Raw genomic sequence first — 22259 nt, 5'->3', positions numbered from 1 at the left:
AACTCCCCGGGCGCCGCCGGGCGTCCTCGCCCTCGTACGGCCGCCGAGGGGCGGCAGGAACGGAGCCGATCATCCCCTAGGGTCTTACCGGGGGCGACGGTGTGTGTGCACGGCAGGTTGTGAGGCAACGGTATGGCGCGGCAGGCGTACATGACGGAGACGGACGAAGGGCGCCAGGGCCCCCGGACCCCGGCCTCACGGTTGCGGCGCCTGCTCCACCGGCTGGGTTCCCTGCGCGGCGATCGCGGCATCTGGCGCAGGGGCTGGGTGGTGGCCGTCTGCGCGCTCCTGCTGGCGCTGGTCATGCTGGCCCACGCGCACGTCCCGAACGCGGTCGGCAACCTGGGCAGCCTGCTCGAGACGTTCCTGCCGTGGCTGGGCCTGTTCGTGCCGGTGCTGCTGGTCCTGGCCCTCGTCCGCCGTTCGGCGACGGCGCTGGTCGCGACGGTCCTTCCGGTCGTCGTGTGGCTGAACCTGTTCGGCGGTCTGCTCAGCGACAAGAACGCCTCCGGCGGCGACCTGACGGTGGCCACGCACAACGTCAACGCCGAGAACCCGGACCCGTCCGGCACCGCCCGCGAGGTGGCCGCCGCGGGCGCGGACGTGCTGGCGCTGGAGGAGCTGAAGGCGTCCGAGGTGCCCACCTACCGGGCGGCGCTGTCGGACACCTACGACCACCACGCGGTGGTCGGCACGGTCGGCCTGTGGTCCAAGTACCCGCTCAGCGACGTGAGGTCGGTGGACATCCGGCTGGGCTGGCAGCGGGCGATGCGCGCCACGGTGGACGCGCCGGCCGGCCGGGTCGCCGTGTACGTCGCGCATCTGCCGTCGGTGCGGGTGAAGCTGGAGGCCGGGTTCACGGCCCGTCAGCGCGACAAGAGCGCCGACGCGCTGGGAGAGGCCATCGCGGACGAGCCGCTGGACAACGTGGTCCTGCTCGGCGACCTGAACGGCACGATGAACGACCGCGCCCTGAAGGCGGTCACCTCCCAGATGCGCTCCACGCAGGGCGCGGTGGGCAGCGGCTTCGGCTTCAGCTGGCCGGCGTCGTTCCCGATGGCGCGGATCGACCAGATCCTGGTCAGGGGCGCCGAGCCGGAGAGCTCCTGGACGCTCCCGCCGACGGCGAGCGACCACCTGCCGATAGCGGCACGGGTGCGGGTCACCGGCACCGCCGAGTGACCTGGGCGGGCCGGGACCCGGACACACGACGGCGGGCGGGGCGCGGAACACCGCGCCCCGCCCGCCGTCGTCGTACCGGACCTCACACCTGAGGCGGCAGCCCCTCACGCCAGCCGTTGGTGACGGGCAGACGGCGGTCCTTGCCGAAGCCCTTCGGGGAGATCTTGGTGCCCGGCGGGTACTGGCGCCGCTTGTACTCCGCGCGGTCCACCATCCGCAGCGTCTTCTCGACCAGCTCGCGGTCGTACCCGGCCTCGACGATCTCGTCCGCGCCCTTGTCCTGGTCCACGTACAGCGCCAGGATCGCGTCCAGCACCGGGTAGTCCGGCAGCGAGTCCGTGTCCACCTGGCCCGGCCGCAGCTCCGCGCTCGGCGGCTTGGAGATCGAGTTCTCCGGGATCGGCGGCGTCTCGCCGCGCTCCTCGGCCGCGCGGTTGCGCCACCGCGCCAGCCGGAACACCAGCGTCTTGTAGACGTCCTTGATGGGCCCGTACGCGCCGACCGAGTCGCCGTACAGCGTCGAGTAGCCCACCGCCAGCTCCGACTTGTTGCCCGGGGCCAGGACGATGTGACCCTCCTGGTTGGAAAGGGCCATCAGCATCGTGCCGCGCAGCCGCGACTGGAGGTTCTCCTCCGCCAGGCCGGTCAGCTCCAGCGACCCCATGTAGGCGTCGAACATCGGCTCGATCGTCACCGTGCGGAAGTTCAGCCCGGTGCGCCGCGCTAGCTCCGCCGCGTCGCTCCTGGAGTGGTCGGAGGAGTACTTCGACGGCATGGAGACGCCGTACACGTTCTCCGGGCCCACCGCGTCGCACGCGATCGCGGCGACCAGCGCCGAGTCGATGCCGCCGGACAGCCCGATCAGCACCGAACGGAAGCCGTTCTTCCGTACGTACGCCCGCAGGCCCACGACCAGCGCGGAGTACACCTCCGCGTCGTCGTCGAGACGCTCCGCGTAGCCGCCGGTGTGCTCCGGCTCGTACGTGGGGACCGGGTCCTCGGACAGCACGACCCGCTCGATGCGCAGCCCGTCGTCCACCACGCCCTCCGGCGCGTCGGCCGCCGCGGCCGGCAGGTCCAGATCGACCAGCAGACACGTCTCGGAGAACTGCGGGGCGCGCGCGATCACCTCGCCGTCCGCGCCGACGACGATCGAGTCGCCGTCGAAGACCAGGTCGTCCTGCCCGCCCGTCATGGCCAGGTACGCGGTGGTGCAGCCGGCCTCCTGCGCCCGCTTGCGCACCAGCTCGAGACGCGTGTCGTCCTTGTCCCGCTCGTACGGCGAGGCGTTCACCGACAGCAGCAGCCCGGCCCGGGCCGAACGCGCCGCCGGCACCCGGCCGCCGTCCTGCCACAGGTCCTCGCAGATGGCCAGGGCCACGTCCACCCCGCGCACCCGCACCACCGGCAGGGTGTCGCCGGGCACGAAGTAGCGGAACTCGTCGAAGACGCCGTAGTTCGGCAGGTGGTGCTTGGCGAAGCTCAGCGCCACCTCCCCCCGGTGCAGCACGGCCGCCGCGTTGCGCGGGGCGCCCGCGGGCTGGCCGTACTTCGGCTGGGCGGCGGCGCTGCGGTCCAGGTAGCCGACGAGCACCGGCACGTCGCCGAGGCCCTCGTCGGCGAGACGCGCGGCGAGGGCGCGCAGGGACGCCCGGGACGCCTCCACGAAGGACGACCGCAGGGCGAGGTCCTCGACGGGATACCCGGTCAGCGCCATCTCCGGGAACGCCACGAGATGCGCCCCCTGGCCGGCGGACTCCCGGGTCCGGCGGACCATCGCTTCCGCGTTGCCGGCGAGGTCGCCGACGGTCGAGTCGATCTGATTCAGGGCGAGTCGTAGTTGAGGCACCCGGCCAGTGTAATCGTCAGAGCGACGCGATGGGGGGCGGCAGGACCGCGGACCCGCCGCCCCGGAGCGCCGGGCGCCCGGCCGTCACGGCCGCGCGGCCGCTCCCCGCGCCTTCAGCATCGCCGCCATCAGCCGGATCTCCGACTCCTGGCCCTCGACCATCCCGCGCGCCAGCCGCTTCCCCGCTTCCACCTCGCAGGCGCGCACACAGCCCTCGGCCATGTGCACACCGCCCCGGTGATGGTCCGTCATCAGCTGGAGGTAGAACACCTCGGCCTGCCTGCCGTTCAGCCGGCCCAGCCGCGCCATCTCCGCGTCCGTCGCCATGCCCGGCATCAGCGCGCCGTCCTCGCCGGCGGCCGCGTCCCCCATCCCCATCCAGGTCATGGGCGGGTCGGCGGACACCTTGGGCAGTTCCCACAGATCGAGCCAGCCCAGCAGCATGCCCCGCTGGTTGGCCTGGGTCTGGGCGATGTCGTAGGCGAGCCGCCGCACCTCCTCGTCGTCGGTGCGGTCGCGCACGACGTACGACATCTCCACGGCCTGCTGGTGGTGCACCGCCATGTCCCGGGCGAACCCGGCGTCCGCGGAGTCCGCCGCCGGGACCGGCGCCGCGCGCCCCTCGCCGTCGTCCGCCGAGGCCACCGCCCACCCGGTCGCGGCGGCCGCGGCGAGCACCGCCACGGCCGCCGAGGCGGCCAGGGCGGGCCGCCTCACTTCGACAGCCCGTTGGTGCAGGCCGCACCCGGCTCGGGCGTCTGCCGGCCCTGCACGAACTTCGCCAGGAACGCGTCCACCGCCGGGTCGGCGGCGCCGGTCACCGTGCGCTGGTGCCCCCACGCGGTCAGCACGATCGGGTCCTTCTGTCCGTCGACCGGGCTCATCAGCGTGTACGGCGTCTTCTTCACCTTCGCCGCCAGCGCCTCGACGTCGGCCTTCGGCGCGTCGCCGTTGTACGTCACCCACACCGCGCCGTGCTCCAGCGAGTGAACGGCGTTGGTGGGGTTGATCTCGTCCTCGTAGACGTCCCCGTCGCAGTTCATCCACACGGGGTGGTGGTCGCCGCCCACCGGAGGCGTCACCGGGTAGTCCACGGACTTGGTGACGTGCTCACGGCCCAGCGTGCCCTTCCAGGCGCGCACGCCGTCCGCGTCGGTGACGAACTTCCCCGCGCTCTTCGCGTCGTCCGCCGCGCTGCCGCCGCCGTCGTCCGACTGCGACTGGATCAGCACCACCCCGCCGACGACCAGGCCCGCGACGACCACCACGGAGGCGGCGACGGTGAGGATCCGGTTGCGGCGCTCGCGGGCCTGCTCGGCGCGCCGCATCTCCTCTATGCGTGCCGTGCGTGCCGCGCTGCTCTTCTTGGCGGAGCCCATGGAGGTGTCCTTCGGGTCGGAGGAGGTGGGGCCGGAGTGGTGATCGGGTCAGCTGATCGTAATGGCGGAGACGGGCCAGTCGTAGGGGGCGGCGGCGACGACGGCCCGGCCGGGGTTCCTGGGGAGACCCGGTGAAGGTCCGGCCGTAAATTTTGAGCCACGATTCCGATTATCTACGCTGCCGGTATGCGGCTGCTGCGCTCCACCGACCTCGCCCTGCGGGTCCTCATGCGCCTCGCCGTGGCCGGTGACACCAATCCGACGACACGGGACGTCGCGGCGGCCATGGACGTGCCGTACACCCATGCCGCGAAGGTCGTCGCCGAGCTGCGGCACATGGACCTGCTCACCGCCCGGCGCGGCCGGGGCGGCGGGCTGTCCCTCACCGAGAAGGGCCGCGGGGCCTCCGTGGGCGGCCTGGTCCGCGCCTTCGAGGGAGAGGGGGACGTCGTCGACTGCGACGGCGCCGCCACCACCGCGCCCTGCCCGCTGCGCTCCGACTGCCGGCTGCGCGGCGCGCTGCGGCGGGCCCAGGAGGCGTTCTACGCCTCGCTGGACCCGCTGACGATCGCGGACCTCACCGCAAACCCGACAGGCCCCCTGCTGCTGGGCGTCCCGCGCGTGCGCTGACGGCCCGCCCGCTCACCGCGCGAGCCACAGGTCAGGACCGAACACCTCGTAGTGCACGTCCGCCGGGGCCACGCCCTTGGCGATCAGCTGCTCGCGGACCATCCGCATGAACGGCAGCGGACCGCACAGGTAGGCGCGCGTGCCGGGCGCGACCGGCACGTCCGCGAGGTCCACGTATCCGGTGCCCGCGCCCGCCGGGGCGTCCTGCTCGTACCAGAACCGCACGGTGGCGTCCGGCAGCTTCCCCGCGTAGGCCTCGTGATCCGTGCGCAGGGCGTGGTCGGCGGGGGAGCGGTCGCCGTGCACGACGGTGACCGGGGCGCGGTGCCCGGAGTCGGCGAGGTGCCCGAGCATCGCGACGATCGGGGTCACGCCGATCCCGGCGGAGGCCAGCAGCAGCGGGGTGTCGTCGTCCGCGTCCAGCACCAGGTCGCCGTACGCCTCGGACAGCTCCACGACGTCGCCGACGCGCACGTGCGCGTGGAGGTGGGAGGACACCTCGCCGTCGGGCGCCGGGCCCTCGTGCACCCGCTTGACGCTGAACTGCCGCAGGCCGGGGCCGGGCTCGCCGGAGAGGCTGTACTGCCGTATCTGGCGGGCGCCGTCCGCGAGCGGGACCCGCACGGAGACGTACTGGCCCGGGCGGAAGCCGCGCACCGGGCCGCCGTCGGCCGGACGCAGCCGGAACGTCACCACGTCGGCGGTCTCGGTGATCCGCTCGACGACCTCCCAGGGCCGCCAGGCGGCGCCGCCGCTCTCCTCGTAGAGCCGCTTCTCGACGGCGATCAGGGCGTTCGCCATCAGCCAGTAGACCTCGTCCCAGGCGGCGGCGACCTCGGGCGTGACGGCGTCGCCCAGCACCTCGGCGATCGCGGCGAACAGGTGCTCGTGGACGATCGCGTACTGGTCCGGGGTGACGCCGAGGGAGGCGTGCTTGTGGGCGATGCGCGACAGCATCGCGTCGGGCCGGTCGTCGGGGTGGTCCAGCAGATGGGTGGCGAAGGCCGCGATGGAGCCCGCGAGGGCCTGGCGCTGGGTGCCGGCGGCCTGGTTGCCGCGGTTGAACAGGTCGCGCAGCAGCTCGGGGCGGGCGGCGAACATCCCGGCGTAGAAACGCTCGGTGATCTCGCCGAGGGACGCGCCCACGGCGGGAAGGGTGGCGCGGACGGTGGCAGCGGACTGCTCGGACAGCATCGGGTCTCCTCGTTGTGCTCGGATGCCTGCGCCCTCATTAAAACTTGCATCCTCGATACCAATTTAGGCGGGGGGTGGTTTCGCGGGACCGGCCGGCGTGACCGGGGGAGGGGACGGGGAGGGGATCCGGAGTCCGCCCGCTGTCGTGGCGGCCGCTCCGACCGGGCAGGATGAACCCAGGAGCCGTGCGTCCGACGGCCCCGGCGGTTCAGTCCGCGGCCGGTCGCCCGACCGGGCCCGGCAACGTGTGTGAAACGCTGGTGTGGTGGGATGCACGAGTGCCGGACCGTCTCCCGTGGACCGGGAGGAACGGGCGGCCTGACCGGCAGGAATGGGGAAGCGGAAGATGGACAAGCAGCAGGAGTTCGTGCTCCGGACGTTGGAGGAGCGCGACATCCGGTTCGTACGCCTGTGGTTCACCGACGTCCTGGGCTTCCTCAAGTCCGTGGCCGTCGCCCCGGCCGAGCTCGAGCAGGCCTTCGACGAGGGCATCGGCTTCGACGGCTCCGCCATCGAGGGCTTCGCCCGCGTGCACGAGTCCGACATGATCGCCAAGCCGGACCCGTCGACGTTCCAGATCCTGCCCTGGCGCGCCGAGGCGCCCGGCACCGCCCGGATGTTCTGCGACATCCTCATGCCGGACGGCTCCCCGTCCTTCGCGGACCCGCGCTACGTCCTCAAGCGCGCCCTCGCCCGCACCTCCGACCTGGGCTTCACCTTCTACACCCACCCGGAGATCGAGTTCTTCCTGCTGAAGGACAAGCCGGTCGACGGCAGCCGCCCGACCCCGGCGGACAACTCCGGCTACTTCGACCACACCCCGCAGAACGTCGGCATGGACTTCCGCCGCCAGGCGATCACCATGCTGGAGTCGATGGGCATCTCGGTGGAGTTCTCCCACCACGAGGGCGCCCCCGGCCAGCAGGAGATCGACCTGCGCTACGCGGACGCGCTGTCCACGGCGGACAACATCATGACGTTCCGCCTGGTCATGAAGCAGGTCGCGCTGGAGCAGGGCGTGCAGGCGACGTTCATGCCGAAGCCGTTCTCCGAGCACCCCGGCTCGGGCATGCACACCCACCTCTCCCTCTTCGAGGGCGACCGTAACGCCTTCTACGAGTCCGGCGCGGAGTACCAGCTCTCCAAGGTGGGCCGCTCCTTCATCGCGGGCCTGCTGCGGCACGCGGCGGAGATCTCCGCCGTCACCAACCAGTGGGTCAACTCCTACAAGCGCATCTGGGGCGGCAGCGAGCGCACGGCCGGCGCGGGCGGCGAGGCCCCCTCGTACATCTGCTGGGGCCACAACAACCGCTCGGCCCTGGTCCGCGTGCCCATGTACAAGCCCGGCAAGACCGGCTCGGCCCGCGTGGAGGTCCGCTCCCTCGACGCCGGCGCCAACCCCTACCTGGCCTACGCCCTGCTCCTCGCGGCCGGCCTCAAGGGCATCGAGGATGGCTACGAGCTCCCGCCGGGCGCCGAGGACGACGTCTGGGCCCTCTCCGACGCGGAACGCCGCGCCCTGGGCATCGAGCCGCTCCCGCAGAACCTGGGCGAAGCGCTCACCCTGATGGAACGCAGCGACCTGGCCGCCGAGACCCTCGGCGAGCACGTCTTCGACTTCTTCCTCCGCAACAAGAAGCAGGAGTGGGAGGCCTACCGGTCGGAGGTCACGGCGTTCGAGCTGAAGAACCTGCTGCCGGTGCTGTGAGCGCGGGCTGAGGCCCGCACCCTCCGCCGAACAGAGGCCACGGGGCCGGCGGTCGACGACCGCCGGCCCCGTTCGCCTCTTCGACGGCTCGGGTCGTCACCCCATCGTCTTCGCCCCGTCCAGCGACTCCCGGATGATGTCCGCGTGGCCCGCGTGCTGGGCCGTCTCGGCGATGATGTGCAGCAGCACCCTCCGCGCGCTCCACTCGGGCCGGCCCTCGAACCACGGGGCCTTCGGCAGCGGCCACGACGCGTTCAGGTCGGGCAGGCCGGCGACGACCTCCTCCGTGTGGCGGGCCACCTCCGCGTAGGCCTCCAGGACGCCGGCCAGCGTCTCACCGGGCTGCATCTGGAACTCGGCCTCCCGGCGCGCGAAGTCCTCCTCCGTCATCTCCGTGAAGTCCGGCATCGCCGACGGGCCCTCCAGGATGAAGCGCACCCAGGTCCGCTCCATCGAGGTGACGTGCTTGATCAGGCCGCCGAGGCACAGCGCGCTCTTCGTCGTCCGCAGGCCCGCCTGCTCGTCGGTGAGGTCACGCGTGGTGAACCGCAGGAAGCGCCGGTGCTCGGCGAGCGTCCTCAGCAGGTCGGCGTGCTCACCCGTGACGGCGGGGGCCTCGGCGGACTGGTCGGTGGTCGGCTGGTTCACGGTCATGGCTCCGCCTTCGTCGGTTCGGTGATCCGCTTCGTCGTTCCGTGCCGTTCGGTCCGGCGCGACGAGAGACACGTTAGGAGCCATGTAGGTCGGATCACGTCCTAGTGCGGCGGCCCCTCCGCACCGTGATTCGGAAGACCCCGCTCCGTTCTCGCACGGGACCTTGCCAGCCCGCGGTCGCGCCTCTACTGTCGCGACACACAGACAGAAAGCGCTTTCTCGCATCGATGGGTGAGGCCCACCCCCGCCCTCCCTCATCGGTTCCACTGACATGCCCCTGACAGCAACCGTGACAGTGAACGACGAAAGGCGAGACGACCATGAGACGAGCAGTCGCCGTGCGGCTCTCCGCGTTACTGGCCGCCGGAGCCCTGACGGCCGCCACCGGCGTGGCGCTGTCCACGACCACCGCATCCGCCGCCGCCGGAGGGGTCACCGGCTACGCGACCCAGAACGGCGGGACCACCGGCGGGGCGGGCGGGCAGACGGTCCGCGCCACCACCGGCACCGCCATCCACCAGGCCCTCTGCAGCCGGGCCAGCAGCTCGACCCCGATCACCATCCAGGTCGAGGGCACCATCAACCACGGCAACACCGCCAAGGTGTCCGGCAGCAGCTGCAACACCGCGGCCGGCGTGATCGAGCTCAAGCAGATCAGCAACGTCACCATCGTCGGCGTCGGCAACGGCGCGGTCTTCGACCAGCTGGGCATCCACATCCGGGAGTCCAGGAACATCATCATCCAGAACGTGACCGTCCGGAACGTCAAGAAGTCCGGCTCGCCCACGTCGAACGGCGGCGACGCCATCGGCATGGAAAGCGGTGTCAGGAACGTCTGGGTGGACCATGTCACGCTGGAGGCGTCCGGCGGTGAGTCCGAGGGCTACGACGGCCTGTTCGACATGAAGGACAACACCCAGTACGTGACGCTGTCGTACAGCATCCTGCGCAACTCCGGGCGCGGCGGCCTCATCGGCTCCAGCGAGAGCGACACCTCCAACGGGTACGTCACGTTCCACCACAACCTGTACGAGAACATCGACTCCCGAGCGCCCCTGCTGCGCGGCGGCATAGCGCACATGTACAACAACCACTACAAGCGGCTGAACGAGTCCGGCATCAACTCCCGCGCCGGCGCCCGCGCCAAGGTGGACAACAACTACTTCGAGGACTCCAAGGACGTCCTCGGCACCTTCTACACCGACGCGGCCGGCTACTGGCAGGTCAGCGGCAACGTCTTCGACAACGTCACCTGGTCCTCGCGCAGCGGCGACCACAATCCGGCCGGTCCCAACCCGACGTCGAACACGTCCGTGAGCATCCCGTACGGCTTCACCCTCGACGGGGCGAACTGCGTGCCGAACGTGGTGGCGCAGACGGCGGGCGCGAACAAGGGCCTGAAGGTGTCGGACGGCAGTTGCACCCCGCAGAGCCCCGACCCGACCGACCCCGGCCCGACGGACCCGGGTGAGCCGACCGACCCCGGTCCCACCGACCCGCCGGCCGGCACCAACCTGAGCCTCGGCGCGGGTGCGGACGGTTCCTCCAAGGCCTCCGGCACCAGCTACGGCAACGTGGTCGACGGCAACACGGGCACGTACTGGTCGCCGTCCGGCTCGACCGGCTCGGTCTCGGTGAAGTGGGGTTCCGCCACCACCGTGTCGAAGGTCAACATCCGCCTGGCCTCCGGCTCCGGCACCATCGGCGCGTACCGCGTCGTCAACCACGACACCGGTGCGGTGCTGGGCTCCGGCAGCGGAGCGGGCGTCATCGGGTTCGCCCCGACCTCGCTGAAGAAGATCACCTTCGAGATCACCAACGCCTCGGGCACCCCGCGCATCGCGGAGTTCGAGACGTACGCGAGCTGACCGCCCCCGGGGGCGGCCGCGATGGAGGCGGCCCCCGGCAGGCGCCGGCTTTCCGACGCGTCTGCGTCAGGAGGTGCGACGGGGTACCCGGAGTGCATGTTTTTCTTCTTCAGCAACCGCGTCGGCTGTCTCGGGTCGTTGGCCATCAGCATGGTCGCCACGCTGATCCTCATCCTGATCTTCGTTCTCTGACCCGGACGGCCCGACGCCGGCGCCCATTCGGCATCGGCCCGGTACGCCACCGAGCATCCGCGCCCGGTGACGTGCCGGGCCGAAGGTCTGCCCCCGGCCGCGCGGCCGGGGGCAGACCCTTGCTCCGTGGTATGCCGGTCTCAGCCGGCCGGGCCGGAGCGGTTCCGGGCCTCGTCCTTGAGGGTGCGACCGGAATCCCGCGCCTGCTCGGTGACCTGGCCGGCCTGGTCTCGTGCCTCGTCCTGGGTGGTGCGGGCCGCCTGCTGGGCGGTGTCCTTGACCTCCATGGCCGCGCTCCGGGTCGCCTCCGTGGCTCCCTCCTTCAGATGCTGGGCCGACTCCGTGGCCGCCTCCTTCACCGGTTCCAGCGCTTCGGCGCCGCGCTCCATCAGCTCGGACGCCTTCTGCTGCTCCTTCTCGGAGGCGGGCACCATCGAGCCGGCCAGCAAGCCGAGACCGAAGGCGACCAGCCCGGCGGCCATCGGGTTGCCCTGCGTCTGACGCCGGGCCATCTCGGGCGTCTGCTGGACGGCCTGTCCGGCCTGTTCGGCGACCTCGCGCGCCGTGTCGGCCGCGCGCTCGGTGCCCTCCTGGACGGTGCCGGCCGCCGAGCCCGCCGCCGACTGCATCGAGTCGGCCGCCGACCGGGCACTGCCGGCCATGCCGTGTGCCGTGTTCGAGGCCGTGCCCATGACGCGGTCACGCACGCCCGTCACCGTACGGCGCACCCTCGCCTTGCGACGGTGGGCCATGCGGCGCGGGCTGGCACGGTCGGCGAGCCGGTCCACGTCCGCGGTCAACTGGTTCCGCGTGGCCGCTATCTCGGCCCTCATTTGGTCGGGTGACGTGCCCATTCCGCGTTCTCCTTCAGCGTCTGGACGGTGTACTCGGGCTTCGGTGAGACGGTTCGCATCCCCGCGCGGCCCTTCTGGAACAGCACGGCCGCGGCGATCGCCCACAGCGCGGCGACGATCAGCGCGGCCCATCCCTCGTCCATCACCTGGGCCAGGCCGAACACGGCCGCCAGCGACAGGAACAGCAGGACCATGTAGCCGGCGAAACCGGCGCCGCCGAACATCCCGGCAGCCTTGCCGGCCTTGATGCCCTCCTCCTTGAGCTCGGCCTTGGCCAGCTCCAGCTCCTGACGGAAGAGCGTCTGAAGGTCGGAGGTGATGTCGGACAGCAACTGGCCGGTGGACTCCTCGCGGACCGCGGGCTCGGCCGTGCGAACCCGGGACAGGGGTGACATCGTGGCCATCTCATGCCTCCGGGAAGGCACGGCCCGGGGTGCCGGCGGACGGCGTGCCCAGGCTCGGTGGAGCGGACGGCGCGGGCGGTGCCGTCCCGACCGGTGCCGGACCGACCGGCGGCGTCAGCTCGCCCTCACCCGGCGCCGCGCCGACCTGGGCCGTGCCGTTTCCGTTCGACTGCGAAGCCGCCTGCGTCACCTTCGCCAGACGTCCCACGGCCAGCCCGGCCAGCAGCGCGCCGCCGAGGAAGGCGCCGGGACGCCGTCGGGCGAAGCTCTGCAGGTCGGCGACGATGCCCTCGACACCTTGGCGCTCCAGATAGTCGGCCGCCCGCTGTCCCCTGTCTCCCGCCCTGACCGCCAGGCTGCGGGCGGGGGAGTCGCTTTCGGCGTGCGCGGCCAGCTCGGTGAGGTCGGTCGCCCACTGCCGCAGCGTGCCGGCAGCCCGCCGGGTCTGCCCGTCCGCCTCCTCGACGGCGCGGGTCCGCAGGTCCTGGACGACCGTGCCGGCCTGTTCCCGTGCCTCGCCCACGACGGCACGTGCCTGCTCCGCCGCGGTCCCGGCGACCTGTCCGGCGGCCTGCTTGGCCTGTCCTGCCGTCGCGGAGGTCTCTGCTTTCACTTTCTCCCCGGTGCCGGCGGGGCCGGTTCGTACGGACTCACTCATCGGCGTGTTCCCCTCATCGACTGGGTGCGTGCGGCCCGTGCCCCCGTGGGCCCGGTGTGGACCGAGATCGCGTCCCGGGCCGCACACGTGGCCGTCCGTTGTTACACGGGTGGCCATTTGGGGTGATCTGACACATATCGAGGGGATTCACTGCAGACGTTCCGTGAGGCGGCCGTGCGCGGGCGCGCGCCTGCGAGGGGAGCGGTGCCGCTCCCGCCTGCGAGGGGAGCGTGACCGCTCGCGGGACAGCATGAACGTGGCGGCGTCGGCGTCGGCGTAGCGGACCGGTTCGGAGATCTCCAGGCCGCATGAGACGAACTCCGCGTGCGCCTTCTCGATGTCGGCTGCCCTGATAGGCGCCGGGGGCCGGGGTGGGGCCCGGGGCGGTCTCCCAGAGGGTGTCGCCGAGGGCGATCGAGCAGCCGGAGCCGGGCGGGGTCAGCCGGACGATGGCCGACCTTGTCCCGATAGAAGTCCCGGGCGCGGTCGATGTCGCTCACCGGCAGCGGGATCACTTCCAGGGTCATGTCCATGGGAGCTCGGCCGCCGAACGCCTCCTCGACAGCCCCCGAGCCGACGACCGTCCGCAACGGCCCCGTGCTGCTGGACGCCCTCGGCGCCACCGCCGATCCCGACCTCACCCTGCACGGGCTGGTGCGCAGGACCTCGCTGAAGAAGATCACCCTCGAGATCACCGGTTCGTCCGGCACCCCGAAGGTCGCCGAGTACGAGACCTACGCGAGCTGACGCACCCGGGGGCCGTCGGGGGCTTTGGAGTTGCGGGCGTGGACGGTACCGGGGGTTATCGCGACCTCCACGCAGCCGTTTCCGTCCCCGCTGCTGCTGTAGCTGCTCCGGAACCACGGCAGTGCCGGAGCGTCCCGCTCAGGGGTGTGGGTCATGACTCTCCAAGCATCTGCTCGATGAAGGCCCGCGATTGGGTGAGGAGGCCCTCGATGAAAGCCGCCATGGTACAGGTCCTGTACCATGGCGGCATGGCTCTGAAGCGCACCAATGTCTACGCGGATGACAGCGACCTGCTCCTGATCAAGGAGGCGGCGGCCCGTCTGGGGGTGTCGGAAGCGGAGATAATCCGCGAGGGCATCCACCGCATCGCTTTGGCCCACCGTGTGTGGGACGAGCCGTTCGTCTCCGACGAGGAGACCTTCGACCTCGGCGGTTCCGTGGACAAGGACGAAATCCGTTCGGCAGTGACTCGAGGGTATGAGGAGCGCGAGCGCCGGAACCAGGGCAACGCTGCGTGATCGCCGTCGCCGACACGTCCGGCATTCTCACCCTGTTCAACCGGTCCGACCCGGATCACCACGCTGTCAGGAAGGCCGCTGACCAGTGCGGCTTCCTTGTCGCCACCCCGCTCGCGCTCACCGAGGTACACCAGGTGGCCACCAGCCGCGCCGGGCGAGGGGCTGCCGACGCGATCGTTCGTTCCCTCACCGAACGCGTCCGGCAAATGCGGCTGGTCCTGGCTCCGCCGACTCCGGAGGTCATGGAAGCCGCGCTGGCCGTCCGGGCCCGGTACGCGTCAATGGATCTGGACCTGGTGGATTCGGTCAACGTTGCTCTCGCCGCCGAATACGGCACGGACGCCATCCTCACCAGAGACAGGGACTTCCGGGCGTTGCGTCCCACGGGGGGCCGATACTCCTGCTTCCGGATCCTCCCCGACGATCTCTGACCGCTCGTCGACGAGTCAGGCCCCCGCCTGCTCCGACAGGAGCTTGTGCAGCGGTTCCGTCGCGCGGCGGCGGTACTCCTGCACCGCCCAGCCGTTGCCGTCCGGGTCCGTGAAGTACATGAAGGTGGCGCCGTCGGCCTCCGAGTACCGGACCGGTTCGGAGACGTCCAGGCCGCGCGCGACCAGGTCCGCGTGGGCCTTCTCGATGTCCGCGACGACGAGCTGGAGGCCCTGGTAGGCGCCGGGGGACGGGGTGGGGCCGGGGGTCATCTCCCAGAGGGTCTCGCCGAGGGCGATCGAGCAGCCCGAACCCGGCGGGGTCAGCTGGACGATGCGCATGCCCGGCATGACCTCCTCGTCGATGTCGACGTGGAAGCCGACCTTGTCCCGGTAGAAGTCCCGGGCGCGGTCGATGTCGCTCACCGGCAGCGGGATCACTTCGAGGGTCATGAACATGAGAGCCTCCGGCTCCTTCGTCGGGGTACCGCGTCAGGCGAACCGCCACCGGGTCTGGCTGAACGGCTCTCCCTTACCGAATCCGAAAACGGTGTGCGGCGCCACCGAGAACACCACAGCCCGGCCCGGCCCGTGGTGGAAATGGCCGTCCCGCACCTCGAAGCGCCAGAAGTCGCCGTACTTCTCCTCCCACAGCGCGGCCAGCCCGCGCAGCCGCGCGTCGTCCGCGACGCGCTCCGCACGGCCCTCCACGACCACGTCGTAGCCCTCCGCCCAGGTGTTGACGCCGGTGGTCAGCACGACGTGCGGGTTCTCCGCCAGGTTGCGGGCCTTGCGCTCCTCCGGCCCGGTGCAGAAGTGCAGCGCGCCGGCCGACCAGACCGCCGGGAGCGGGGTGACGTGCGGCCGGCCGTCGGGACGGACCGTGGAGATCCAGAACAGCTCCGCCTCCGCGATCAGCCGCTCCACCTCCGTCCAAGGCGGCGCCCCGGCCGTCGGGTCGCTGTAACGCGGGTCGAGACGGCCCACGGGGGTGTCGGGAACGCCGGTCATGGGAACTCCTGGACGGTCGGAAGGACGCACCGCGGGACCGCGGTCTCCTCATCAGACCCCGTCCGGCCCCGGAATTCACCGCGGGCCGCCCCAGGGCCGTGATCGCGTCCTCCGGTTAGGCTCAGGGCCGTACGACCGTACGACCCTGAACCGAGGCACGAGGGAGGCCGGGGATGACGTCGGCGCCGGGGCGCAGGAGCAGTATCTTCACGCGGCTGCTGCGGCACGGCTTCACCGATCCGTCGGCCGCCGAACGCCTCCTCGACAGCCCCGAGCTGGCGACCGTCCGCAACGACCCCGTGCTGCTGGACGCCCTCGGCGGCACCGCCGACCCCGACCTCGCCCTGCACGGCCTGGTGCGGCTGCTGGAGGCGCAGGACGGCGCCACCGACCGCCAGGAGCTGCTGGACACGGTGATAGCGGCCAAGCCGCTGCGCGACCGCCTCCTCGGGGTGCTCGGCGCCTCCGAGGCGCTCGCCGAGCACCTGGCCCGGCACCCCCGGGACTGGAAGGCCCTCGTCACCTACGAGCCGCGCGACCTGCACCCCGGCGTCGAGGAGTTCGAACGCGGCCTCGCCGACGCCGCCGACCCGGTGGCCCTGCGCGTCTCCTACCGCCGCTGCCTGCTGTCCATCGCCGCCCGCGACGTGTGCGGCACCGTCGACGTCTCCCAGACCGCCGCCGAACTCGCCGACCTCGCCACCGCGACCCTGCGCGCGGCCCTCGCCCTGGCCGCGGCCGCCGCGCCCGAGGACGCCGCGCTGTGCCGGCTCGCGGTGATCGCGATGGGCAAGTGCGGCGGCCACGAGCTGAACTACGTGTCCGACGTCGACGTCATCTTCGTCGGCGAGGCGGCCGGCGACGCCGACGAGGGCAAGGCGCTGCGCGCCGCGACCCGGCTCGCCTCGCACATGATGCGGATCTGCTCGGAGACCACCGTCGAGGGCTCCATCTGGCCCGTCGACGCCAACCTCCGCCCCGAGGGCCGCAACGGCCCGCTGGTCCGCACCCTCGCCTCCCACCTCGCCTACTACCAGCGCTGGGCCAAGACCTGGGAGTTCCAGGCGCTGCTCAAGGCCCGCCCGGTCGCCGGCGACCTCGCGCTCGGCGAGGAGTACACGACCGCCCTCCGGCCGCTGGTGTGGCAGGCCGCCGAGCGGGAGAACTTCGTCGCCGACGTGCAGGAGATGCGCCGCCGGGTCGTGGCGAACATCCCCGCCGCCGAGGTCGAGCGCCAGCTCAAGCTCGGCCCCGGCGGACTCAGGGACGTCGAGTTCGCCGTGCAGCTCCTCCAGCTGGTGCACGGCCGCGCCGACGCCTCCCTGCGCAGCGGCACCACCCTCGACGCGCTCAAGGCCCTCGCCGCCGGCGGCTACGTCGGCCGCGCGGACGCCGCCCAGCTCGACGAGGCGTACCGCTTCCTGCGATCCCTGGAGCACCGCATCCAGCTCCACCGGCTGCGCCGCACCCACCTGGTCCCCGAGGCCGAGGCGGACCTGCGCCGCCTCGGCCGTTCCCTGGGCCTGCGCACCGACCCGGTCGCCGAACTGACCCGTGAGTGGCGGCGCCACACCACCGTGGTGCGGCGGCTGCACGAGAAGCTGTTCTACCGGCCGCTGCTCGACGCCGTCGCCGCGCTCGCCCCCGGCGAGGCCCGGCTCAGCGCGGAGGCCGCCCGCGAACGCATGGTCGCCCTCGGCTACGCCGACCCCGCCGCGGCCCTGCGCCACCTGGAGGCCCTCGCCTCCGGCGTCACCCGCAAGGCCGCGATCCAGCGGACCCTGCTGCCGGTGCTGCTCGGCTGGTTCGCGGACTCCGCCGACCCCGACGCCGGCCTGCTGAACTTCCGCAAGGTCTCCGACGCCCTCGGCAAGACCCCCTGGTACCTGCGGCTGCTGCGTGACGAGGGCGCCGCCGCGGAGAACCTCGCCCGGGTGCTGTCCGCCGGGCGGCTCGCCCCCGACCTGCTGATGCGCGCCCCCGAGGCGGTCGCGCTGCTCGGCGACGGGGACGGCGGCGGCCTCGCCCCGCGCTCCCGCGCTGCCCTGGAGCAGGAGGTCCTCGCCGCGGTCCGCCGCGCCGACAACGCCGTCCAGGGCGTCACCGCCGCCCGCGGGGTGCGCCGCCGCGAGCTGTTCCGCACCGCCGCCGCCGACATCGTCGGCTCCTACGGCACCGAGTCGCAGCCCGCCGAGGCCGACCAGGGCGCCCTGGTGGACCTGGTGGGCGGCGCGGTGTCCGACCTGACCGCCGCCACCCTCGCCGGCACGCTCCGCGCGGTGGTCCGCGAGGGCTGGGGGGACACCCTGCCCACCCGGTTCGCGGTCATCGGCATGGGCCGCTTCGGCGGGCACGAGCTGGGCTACGGCTCCGACGCGGACGTCCTGTTCGTGCACGAGCCGCGCGACGGCGTGGGCGAGCGGGAGGCGTCCGAGGCCGCGAACAAGGTGGTCGCGGAGATGCGCCGGCTGCTCCAGGCGCCCAGCGCCGACCCGCCGCTGCTGATCGACGCCGACCTGCGCCCGGAGGGCAAGTCGGGCCCGCTGGTGCGCACCCTCGGCTCCTACGAGGCGTACTACCGGCGCTGGGCGCTGGTGTGGGAGCGGCACGCCCTGCTGCGGGCCGAGCCCGTCGCCGGGGACGAGGACCTGGGCCGCCGCTTCGTGGAGCTGATCGACCCGCTGCGGTACCCGGCCGGAGGTCTTGAGGAGGACGCGGTCCGGGAGATCCGGCGGCTGAAGGCCCGTATGGAGGCAGAGCGGCTGCCGCGCGGCGCCGACCCCAAGCTGCACGCCAAGCTGGGGCCGGGCGGGCTGTCCGACGTGGAGTGGACGGTGCAGCTGCTCCAGCTGCGGCACGGCGCCGAGGTGCCGGGGCTGCGGACGACCCGCACACGGGAGGCGCTGGCCGCCGCGCGCGAGGCCGGGCTGCTGTCCGAGGAGGACGCCGCCTTCCTCGACGAGGCGTGGGTGCTGGCCACCCGCGTCCGCAACGCGGTGATGCTGGTCCGCGGCCGGGCGGGGGACACCTTCCCGACGGTGCCGCGCGAGCTGGCCGCCGTCGGCCGCTACCTGGGTTACGGCCCCGGCCACGCCGGCGACATGCTCGACGCCTACCGCCGCACGGCCCGCCGCGCCCGTGGCGTGGTGGAGGAGCTGTTCTACGGCGGGCTGTAGCCACCCGCACCCCACACACGCCCGGGCGTCAGACCTGCTTCTGCAGGGGCACGCGCTCCGGGGCGGCCGGCTCCGGCCGTCTCGTGCCGACGTCCGGGAGGTGGCGGGGGAGGGCGGAAGGGCGGCGGCCGTACCAGGCGTGGGCGACGCCGTAGCCGACGGCGAGGCACAGCACGCCGCCGACCGCGTCCAGCCAGAAGTGGTTGGCGGTGGCGACGATGACCACCAGGGTGAGCACCGGGTACAGCAGCCCCAGCACCCGCGCCCACGGCACCGTGGCCAGCGCGAAGAGCGTGAGCCCGCACCACAGCGACCAGCCGATGTGCATGGACGGCATCGCCGCGTACTGGTTGGAGACGTTCTTCAGGTCGCCGGAGGCCATCGAGCCCCAGGTCTGGTGGACCAGCACGGTGTCGATGAAGTTCTGGCCGTGCATCAGCCGCGGCGGGGCGAGCGGGAAGAGGTAGAAGCCGACCAGGGCGAAGCCCGTGGTGACGAACAGGACCAGCCGCGTCGCCGCGTACCGGCCGGGGTGTCTGCGGTAGAGCCACACCAGCACGCCCAGCGTCACCACGAAGTGCAGGGTGGCGTAGTAGTAGTTCATCCCGACGACGAGCCACGTCACCGAGTTCACCGCGTGGTTGACGGACTCCTCGAAGGCCGTGCCGAGCCGGCCCTCCAGTTCCCAGATCAGATCGGCGTTGCGCAACGCCTCCGCCCGCTGCTCGGGCACCGCGTTGCGCACGAGCGAGTACGTCGCGTAACTCACCGCGATGAGCAGGATCTCGAACCACAGCCGGGGCCGGCGGGGAGCGCGAAGACGGCGCAGGCGACCCGTCCCCGCCGTCTCCGCGACGGGGCTCGCTGCGGCCGGCTCGCGGCCTTCCAGCGTGGTCACGGTCGAGTCACCCATGGGCACAGAGTCTGCCAGAAAAGACCTCTTGGTCAGATCATCCCCCGGGCGGGTCCGACCCGCATGTTCTGCCCCGGGAGCAGGCCCTGCGGCTCCTCCCCGGGCAGGGCGCACCGGCGCCCGCTCTCCGCCTCACGGACGATTGCGGTCCCCGGGCGCCGACGCCGTGGAACCGCGCACCACCAGCTCGGGCATGAACACGAACTCGCTGTGCGGCGCGGGCGTTCCGCCGATCTCCTCCAGCAGCGTGCGCACCGCCGCCTGCCCCATCGCCGGGACCGGCTTGCGGACCGTGGTCAGCGGAGGGTCGGTGAAGGCGATCAGCGGCGAGTCGTCGAAGCCGACCACGGAGATGTCGTCCGGCACCTCGAGGCCGCGCTGCCGGGCCGCACGGATCGCGCCCAGGGCCATCATGTCGCTCGCGCACACCACGGCCGTGCAGCCCCGGTCCATCAGCGCGCTGGCCGCGGCCTGGCCGCCCTCCAGCGTGTACAGCGAGTGCTGGATCAGCTCCGTCTCGACCGTCTCCGCGCTCAGCCCCAACTGCTCCTGCACGGCCCGGACGAAGCCCTCTATCTTGCGCTGCACCGGCACGAACCGCTTCGGCCCGAGCGCCAGCCCGATCCGGGTGTGCCCGAGGGAGGCGAGGTGGGTGACGGCCAGCGCCATCGCGGCCCGGTCGTCGGGGGAGATGAACGGCGCCTGCACCTTCGGCGAGAAACCGTCCACGAGCACGAACGGCACGCCCTGCGCCCGCAGCCGCTCGTAGCGCTGCATGTCGGCGGTGGTGTCGGCGTGCAGTCCTGAGACGTAGATGATGCCGGCGACCCCGCGGTCCACGAGCATCTCGGTCAGCTCGTCCTCGGTGGAGCCGCCGGGGGTCTGGGTGGCGAGCACCGGGGTGTAGCCCTGCCGGGTCAGCGCCTGCCCGATCACCTGGGCCAGCGCCGGGAAGATCGGGTTCTCCAGCTCGGGCGTGATGAGCCCGACGAGACCCTCGCTGCGCTGCCTCAGCCGCACCGGGCGCTCGTAGCCCAGCACGTCCAGGGCGGCGAGCACGGACTGGCGGGTGGTGGCGGCGACGCCCGGCTTCCCGTTCAGGACCCGGCTGACGGTCGCCTCGCTCACCCCCGCCTGAGCAGCGATATCAGCAAGCCGTGTGGTCACAGGACCGGACTGTATCTGCCGGGTGTCGCCTTGCACACCGATCGGACGCCTGGTGCGCGCCGTGGGACGGCCCGTGGTGGGCTGCTGGCTCATCGCGATCCCTCAAGTCGTGGTCGGCGTCCGCTCCGCAAGGGATGATTCCCCCGGCGACAACGGAAGGCAAGTGCTTGCAGAGTCTTGCACAACAGTCCGAACCCCCGGGGTACGGGCGGAAACCAGGGTTGCGCGACGGTCGAGAACGGGTCACGGCGCCATAACTGTCGCGGGCCCTTGCAAAACTTTTCTGCAAGGTCTTTCGGAAACGTTCCAACGCTGTTACGTTCACGTCGCCCGGCCGCCGCAACGGCGCAGTCGGCACCTCGCGGGACGGCAGACGGGGCCGTTCCCGCCTCACGGGCTTAACCCTCAAGGAGAACCTCATGCGGCGTGGCATAGCGGCCACCGCGCTGGTGGCGTCCCTCGCCCTCGCGGCGACGGCCTGCGGCGGCGACAGCGACAGCGGCGACAAGGCCGGCGGCCCGGTCACCATCACCTGGTGGGACACCTCCAACGCGACCAACGAGGCGCCGACCTACCAGGCCCTGGTCAAGGAGTTCGAGGCCGCCAACAAGGACATCAAGGTCAACTTCGTCAACGTCCCCTTCGACCAGGCGCAGAACAAGTTCGACACCGCCGCCGGTTCCAAGGGCGCCCCCGACGTGCTGCGCTCCGAGGTCGGCTGGACGCCCGCCTTCGCCAAGAAGGGCTTCTTCCTGCCCCTCGACGGCACCGAGGCGCTCGCCGAGCAGGACAAGTTCAAGCCCAACCTGCTCGAGCAGGCCAAGTACGAGGGCAAGACCTACGGCGTCCCCTTCACCACGGACACCCTCGCGTTCGTCTACAACAAGGCGCTGTTCGCCAAGGCCGGCGTCGAGGCCCCCAAGACCTGGGACGACCTGAAGAAGGCCGCCGCCACGATCAAGGCGAAGACCGGCGTCGACGGCTACTGGGGCTCCACGGCCGGCTACTACGCCCAGCCGTTCCTCTACGGCGAGGGCACCGACATGGTCGACGCCGAGGCCAAGAAGATCACGATCAAGTCCGCCGAGGCCAAGAAGGGCTACGGCACCTGGCTGAGCCTCTTCGAGGGCAAGGGCCTGCACAAGGCCGACGTGACCGCCGACGCCTACGCCCACATCCAGGACGCGTTCGTCAACGGCAAGGTCGCCTCGATCATCCAGGGCCCGTGGGAGATCACCAACTTCTACAAGGGCTCCGCCTTCAAGGACAAGAACAACCTCGGCATCGCCACCGTCCCGGCCGGCTCCGCGGGCAAGGCGGGCGCCCCCACCGGCGGTCACAACCTCTCCGTCTACGCCGGCTCCAGCAAGGAGAAGCAGGAGGCCGCGCTGAAGTTCGTGAAGTTCATGACCTCCGCGAAGGCGCAGGAGACCATCGCGCTGAAGAACTCCACGCTGCCGACGCGCGACGACGCCTACACCGAGCAGGTCAAGGCCGACCCCGGCATCGCCGGCTACCAGACGGTCCTCTCGGCCGCCCAGCCGCGCCCGGCGCTGCCCGAGTACAGCTCCCTGTGGGGCCCGATGGACGACGAGCTGCCGCAGATCGCCAGCGGCAAGGAGTCCCTGGACAAGGGTCTGAGCGACGCGGAGGCCGCGTTCACCAAGCTGGTGCCGGACTTCTCCAAGTAATGCCCGTGTGGCCGCCGGACCCGTTCCAGGAGGGGA

General features: G+C 71.9%; 22 protein-coding genes and 1 pseudogene. 9 read left to right on the top strand and 14 right to left on the bottom strand.

Annotated elements, in window-relative coordinates; all coding sequences use genetic code 11:
• Positions 1–132 precede the first annotated feature (132 nt).
• Positions 133–1182: an endonuclease/exonuclease/phosphatase family protein gene (locus tag ACP7TJ_RS08915; RefSeq protein ID WP_167742892.1), complete on the top strand. Its 1050-nt coding sequence runs from the start codon at positions 133–135 to the stop codon at positions 1180–1182.
• A gap of 82 nt (positions 1183–1264) precedes the next feature.
• Here ACP7TJ_RS08915 and ACP7TJ_RS08910 read toward each other — a convergent pair whose 3' ends face one another.
• The 3 genes from ACP7TJ_RS08910 to ACP7TJ_RS08900 all read right to left on the bottom strand — a co-directional run bounded on the left by ACP7TJ_RS08910 (position 1265) and on the right by ACP7TJ_RS08900 (position 4410).
• A complete protein-coding gene (locus ACP7TJ_RS08910; RefSeq protein ID WP_427762719.1) occupies positions 1265–3031 on the bottom strand; it encodes an NAD+ synthase in 1767 nt (588 codons plus the stop codon).
• Positions 3032–3115: 84 nt separating this feature from the next.
• Positions 3116–3748, bottom strand: a complete 633-nt coding sequence (locus tag ACP7TJ_RS08905; RefSeq protein WP_167742890.1) for a DUF305 domain-containing protein — start codon at positions 3746–3748, stop codon at positions 3116–3118.
• The gene (locus tag ACP7TJ_RS08900) at positions 3745–4410 is read right to left on the bottom strand and encodes a DUF3105 domain-containing protein (protein ID WP_189910249.1); all 666 of its coding nucleotides are present in this window, start codon (positions 4408–4410) and stop codon (positions 3745–3747) included. The genes ACP7TJ_RS08905 and ACP7TJ_RS08900 overlap by 4 nt, the downstream gene beginning before the upstream one ends.
• Before the next feature lie 186 nt (positions 4411–4596).
• Here ACP7TJ_RS08900 and ACP7TJ_RS08895 point away from each other — a divergent pair, with 186 nt between their 5' ends.
• Complete coding sequence (locus ACP7TJ_RS08895; protein ID WP_167742888.1) at positions 4597–5040, top strand: RrF2 family transcriptional regulator; 444 nt, start codon at positions 4597–4599, stop codon at positions 5038–5040.
• Between the two features lie 12 nt (positions 5041–5052).
• Here the strand turns inward: ACP7TJ_RS08895 and ACP7TJ_RS08890 are convergent, their stop codons facing one another.
• Positions 5053–6234 carry a globin domain-containing protein gene (locus tag ACP7TJ_RS08890; RefSeq protein WP_093767881.1) on the bottom strand — a complete coding sequence of 394 codons (1182 nt, stop codon included), beginning with the start codon at positions 6232–6234 and terminating at the stop codon, positions 5053–5055.
• Between the two features lie 346 nt (positions 6235–6580).
• Between ACP7TJ_RS08890 and glnA the strand changes: the two genes are divergently transcribed.
• Positions 6581–7942, top strand: a complete 1362-nt coding sequence (gene glnA / locus ACP7TJ_RS08885; protein WP_427762718.1) for a type I glutamate--ammonia ligase — start codon at positions 6581–6583, stop codon at positions 7940–7942.
• A gap of 96 nt (positions 7943–8038) precedes the next feature.
• Here glnA and ACP7TJ_RS08880 read toward each other — a convergent pair whose 3' ends face one another.
• Positions 8039–8596 (bottom strand): DinB family protein, encoded by a 558-nt coding sequence (locus ACP7TJ_RS08880; protein ID WP_427762716.1) that lies wholly within the window; start codon positions 8594–8596, stop codon positions 8039–8041.
• A gap of 320 nt (positions 8597–8916) precedes the next feature.
• Between ACP7TJ_RS08880 and ACP7TJ_RS08875 the strand changes: the two genes are divergently transcribed.
• Positions 8917–10464, top strand: a complete 1548-nt coding sequence (locus ACP7TJ_RS08875) for a pectate lyase (protein ID WP_427762714.1) — start codon at positions 8917–8919, stop codon at positions 10462–10464.
• 332 nt (positions 10465–10796) lie between these two features.
• Here ACP7TJ_RS08875 and ACP7TJ_RS08870 read toward each other — a convergent pair whose 3' ends face one another.
• From ACP7TJ_RS08870 to ACP7TJ_RS08855, 4 genes and pseudogenes are all read right to left on the bottom strand, one after another.
• Complete coding sequence (locus ACP7TJ_RS08870) at positions 10797–11510, bottom strand: DUF3618 domain-containing protein (protein WP_427762712.1); 714 nt, start codon at positions 11508–11510, stop codon at positions 10797–10799.
• Positions 11486–11914, bottom strand: coding sequence for a phage holin family protein (locus tag ACP7TJ_RS08865; protein WP_228919924.1), 429 nt, complete (start codon positions 11912–11914; stop codon positions 11486–11488). The genes ACP7TJ_RS08870 and ACP7TJ_RS08865 overlap by 25 nt, the downstream gene beginning before the upstream one ends.
• Before the next feature lies 1 nt (position 11915).
• Positions 11916–12527 (bottom strand): hypothetical protein, encoded by a 612-nt coding sequence (locus ACP7TJ_RS08860; protein WP_228919922.1) that lies wholly within the window; start codon positions 12525–12527, stop codon positions 11916–11918.
• A gap of 192 nt (positions 12528–12719) precedes the next feature.
• A pseudogene (locus ACP7TJ_RS08855) lies at positions 12720–13105 on the bottom strand (VOC family protein).
• Between ACP7TJ_RS08855 and ACP7TJ_RS08850 the strand changes: the two are divergent.
• Positions 13104–13319: a hypothetical protein gene (locus ACP7TJ_RS08850; RefSeq protein WP_427767537.1), complete on the top strand. Its 216-nt coding sequence runs from the start codon at positions 13104–13106 to the stop codon at positions 13317–13319. The pseudogene ACP7TJ_RS08855 and the gene ACP7TJ_RS08850 overlap by 2 nt on opposite strands.
• On the opposite strand, the gene ACP7TJ_RS08845 is transcribed toward ACP7TJ_RS08850, so the two are convergent.
• Positions 13307–13474, bottom strand: coding sequence for a DUF397 domain-containing protein (locus ACP7TJ_RS08845; RefSeq protein ID WP_427762710.1), 168 nt, complete (start codon positions 13472–13474; stop codon positions 13307–13309). The genes ACP7TJ_RS08850 and ACP7TJ_RS08845 overlap by 13 nt on opposite strands.
• Before the next feature lie 93 nt (positions 13475–13567).
• Here ACP7TJ_RS08845 and ACP7TJ_RS08840 point away from each other — a divergent pair, with 93 nt between their 5' ends.
• Both ACP7TJ_RS08840 and ACP7TJ_RS08835 read left to right on the top strand, forming a co-directional pair.
• Positions 13568–13837 carry a CopG family transcriptional regulator gene (locus tag ACP7TJ_RS08840; protein ID WP_093768018.1) on the top strand — a complete coding sequence of 90 codons (270 nt, stop codon included), beginning with the start codon at positions 13568–13570 and terminating at the stop codon, positions 13835–13837.
• Positions 13834–14268, top strand: coding sequence for a type II toxin-antitoxin system VapC family toxin (locus tag ACP7TJ_RS08835; protein WP_228919918.1), 435 nt, complete (start codon positions 13834–13836; stop codon positions 14266–14268). Before ACP7TJ_RS08840 ends, ACP7TJ_RS08835 begins: the two co-directional genes overlap by 4 nt.
• A 15-nt stretch (positions 14269–14283) precedes the next feature.
• Here ACP7TJ_RS08835 and ACP7TJ_RS08830 read toward each other — a convergent pair whose 3' ends face one another.
• Complete coding sequence (locus ACP7TJ_RS08830; protein WP_320584790.1) at positions 14284–14724, bottom strand: VOC family protein; 441 nt, start codon at positions 14722–14724, stop codon at positions 14284–14286.
• A gap of 33 nt (positions 14725–14757) precedes the next feature.
• Positions 14758–15276, bottom strand: a complete 519-nt coding sequence (locus ACP7TJ_RS08825) for a pyridoxamine 5'-phosphate oxidase family protein (RefSeq protein ID WP_093767888.1) — start codon at positions 15274–15276, stop codon at positions 14758–14760.
• A 173-nt stretch (positions 15277–15449) separates the two neighbouring features.
• On the opposite strand from ACP7TJ_RS08825, the gene ACP7TJ_RS08820 reads away from it, so the two are divergent.
• Positions 15450–18452: a bifunctional [glutamine synthetase] adenylyltransferase/[glutamine synthetase]-adenylyl-L-tyrosine phosphorylase gene (locus ACP7TJ_RS08820; protein ID WP_427762706.1), complete on the top strand. Its 3003-nt coding sequence runs from the start codon at positions 15450–15452 to the stop codon at positions 18450–18452.
• Between the two features lie 28 nt (positions 18453–18480).
• On the opposite strand, the gene ACP7TJ_RS08815 is transcribed toward ACP7TJ_RS08820, so the two are convergent.
• Positions 18481–19365 carry a phosphatase PAP2 family protein gene (locus ACP7TJ_RS08815; protein WP_189910255.1) on the bottom strand — a complete coding sequence of 295 codons (885 nt, stop codon included), beginning with the start codon at positions 19363–19365 and terminating at the stop codon, positions 18481–18483.
• A gap of 132 nt (positions 19366–19497) precedes the next feature.
• Entirely contained in the window at positions 19498–20532 is a 1035-nt protein-coding gene (locus tag ACP7TJ_RS08810) for a LacI family DNA-binding transcriptional regulator (RefSeq protein ID WP_093768019.1), read from the bottom strand.
• A gap of 419 nt (positions 20533–20951) precedes the next feature.
• On the opposite strand from ACP7TJ_RS08810, the gene ACP7TJ_RS08805 reads away from it, so the two are divergent.
• Positions 20952–22223 carry an extracellular solute-binding protein gene (locus ACP7TJ_RS08805; RefSeq protein WP_093767891.1) on the top strand — a complete coding sequence of 424 codons (1272 nt, stop codon included), beginning with the start codon at positions 20952–20954 and terminating at the stop codon, positions 22221–22223.
• Positions 22224–22259: the final 36 nt, after the last annotated feature.

It is taken from the genome of Streptomyces sp. DSM 41931 (assembly GCF_050271085.1).
GTDB classification, from domain to species: domain Bacteria; phylum Actinomycetota; class Actinomycetes; order Streptomycetales; family Streptomycetaceae; genus Streptomyces; species Streptomyces albogriseolus.
Note: the sequence above shows the minus strand (reverse complement) of the source record. Positions and strands in the feature narration are given on the sequence as shown.

What these genes read in the sequence shown, in the direction of transcription:
- ACP7TJ_RS08915 (WP_167742892.1), top strand. Translation starts at nt 133, where the DNA reads ATGGCGCGGCAGGCGTACATGACGGAGACGGACGAAGGGCGCCAGGGC.
- ACP7TJ_RS08900 (WP_189910249.1), bottom strand. Translation starts at nt 4,410, where the DNA reads ATGGGCTCCGCCAAGAAGAGCAGCGCGGCACGCACGGCACGCATAGAG.
- ACP7TJ_RS08895 (WP_167742888.1), top strand. Translation starts at nt 4,597, where the DNA reads ATGCGGCTGCTGCGCTCCACCGACCTCGCCCTGCGGGTCCTCATGCGC.
- ACP7TJ_RS08890 (WP_093767881.1), bottom strand. Translation starts at nt 6,234, where the DNA reads ATGCTGTCCGAGCAGTCCGCTGCCACCGTCCGCGCCACCCTTCCCGCC.
- glnA (WP_427762718.1), top strand. Translation starts at nt 6,581, where the DNA reads ATGGACAAGCAGCAGGAGTTCGTGCTCCGGACGTTGGAGGAGCGCGAC.
- ACP7TJ_RS08880 (WP_427762716.1), bottom strand. Translation starts at nt 8,596, where the DNA reads ATGACCGTGAACCAGCCGACCACCGACCAGTCCGCCGAGGCCCCCGCC.
- ACP7TJ_RS08875 (WP_427762714.1), top strand. Translation starts at nt 8,917, where the DNA reads ATGAGACGAGCAGTCGCCGTGCGGCTCTCCGCGTTACTGGCCGCCGGA.
- ACP7TJ_RS08870 (WP_427762712.1), bottom strand. Translation starts at nt 11,510, where the DNA reads ATGGGCACGTCACCCGACCAAATGAGGGCCGAGATAGCGGCCACGCGG.
- ACP7TJ_RS08865 (WP_228919924.1), bottom strand. Translation starts at nt 11,914, where the DNA reads ATGGCCACGATGTCACCCCTGTCCCGGGTTCGCACGGCCGAGCCCGCG.
- ACP7TJ_RS08850 (WP_427767537.1), top strand. Translation starts at nt 13,104, where the DNA reads ATGGGAGCTCGGCCGCCGAACGCCTCCTCGACAGCCCCCGAGCCGACG.
- ACP7TJ_RS08845 (WP_427762710.1), bottom strand. Translation starts at nt 13,474, where the DNA reads ATGACCCACACCCCTGAGCGGGACGCTCCGGCACTGCCGTGGTTCCGG.
- ACP7TJ_RS08840 (WP_093768018.1), top strand. Translation starts at nt 13,568, where the DNA reads ATGGCTCTGAAGCGCACCAATGTCTACGCGGATGACAGCGACCTGCTC.
- ACP7TJ_RS08830 (WP_320584790.1), bottom strand. Translation starts at nt 14,724, where the DNA reads ATGTTCATGACCCTCGAAGTGATCCCGCTGCCGGTGAGCGACATCGAC.
- ACP7TJ_RS08825 (WP_093767888.1), bottom strand. Translation starts at nt 15,276, where the DNA reads ATGACCGGCGTTCCCGACACCCCCGTGGGCCGTCTCGACCCGCGTTAC.
- ACP7TJ_RS08820 (WP_427762706.1), top strand. Translation starts at nt 15,450, where the DNA reads ATGACGTCGGCGCCGGGGCGCAGGAGCAGTATCTTCACGCGGCTGCTG.
- ACP7TJ_RS08815 (WP_189910255.1), bottom strand. Translation starts at nt 19,365, where the DNA reads ATGGGTGACTCGACCGTGACCACGCTGGAAGGCCGCGAGCCGGCCGCA.
- ACP7TJ_RS08805 (WP_093767891.1), top strand. Translation starts at nt 20,952, where the DNA reads ATGCGGCGTGGCATAGCGGCCACCGCGCTGGTGGCGTCCCTCGCCCTC.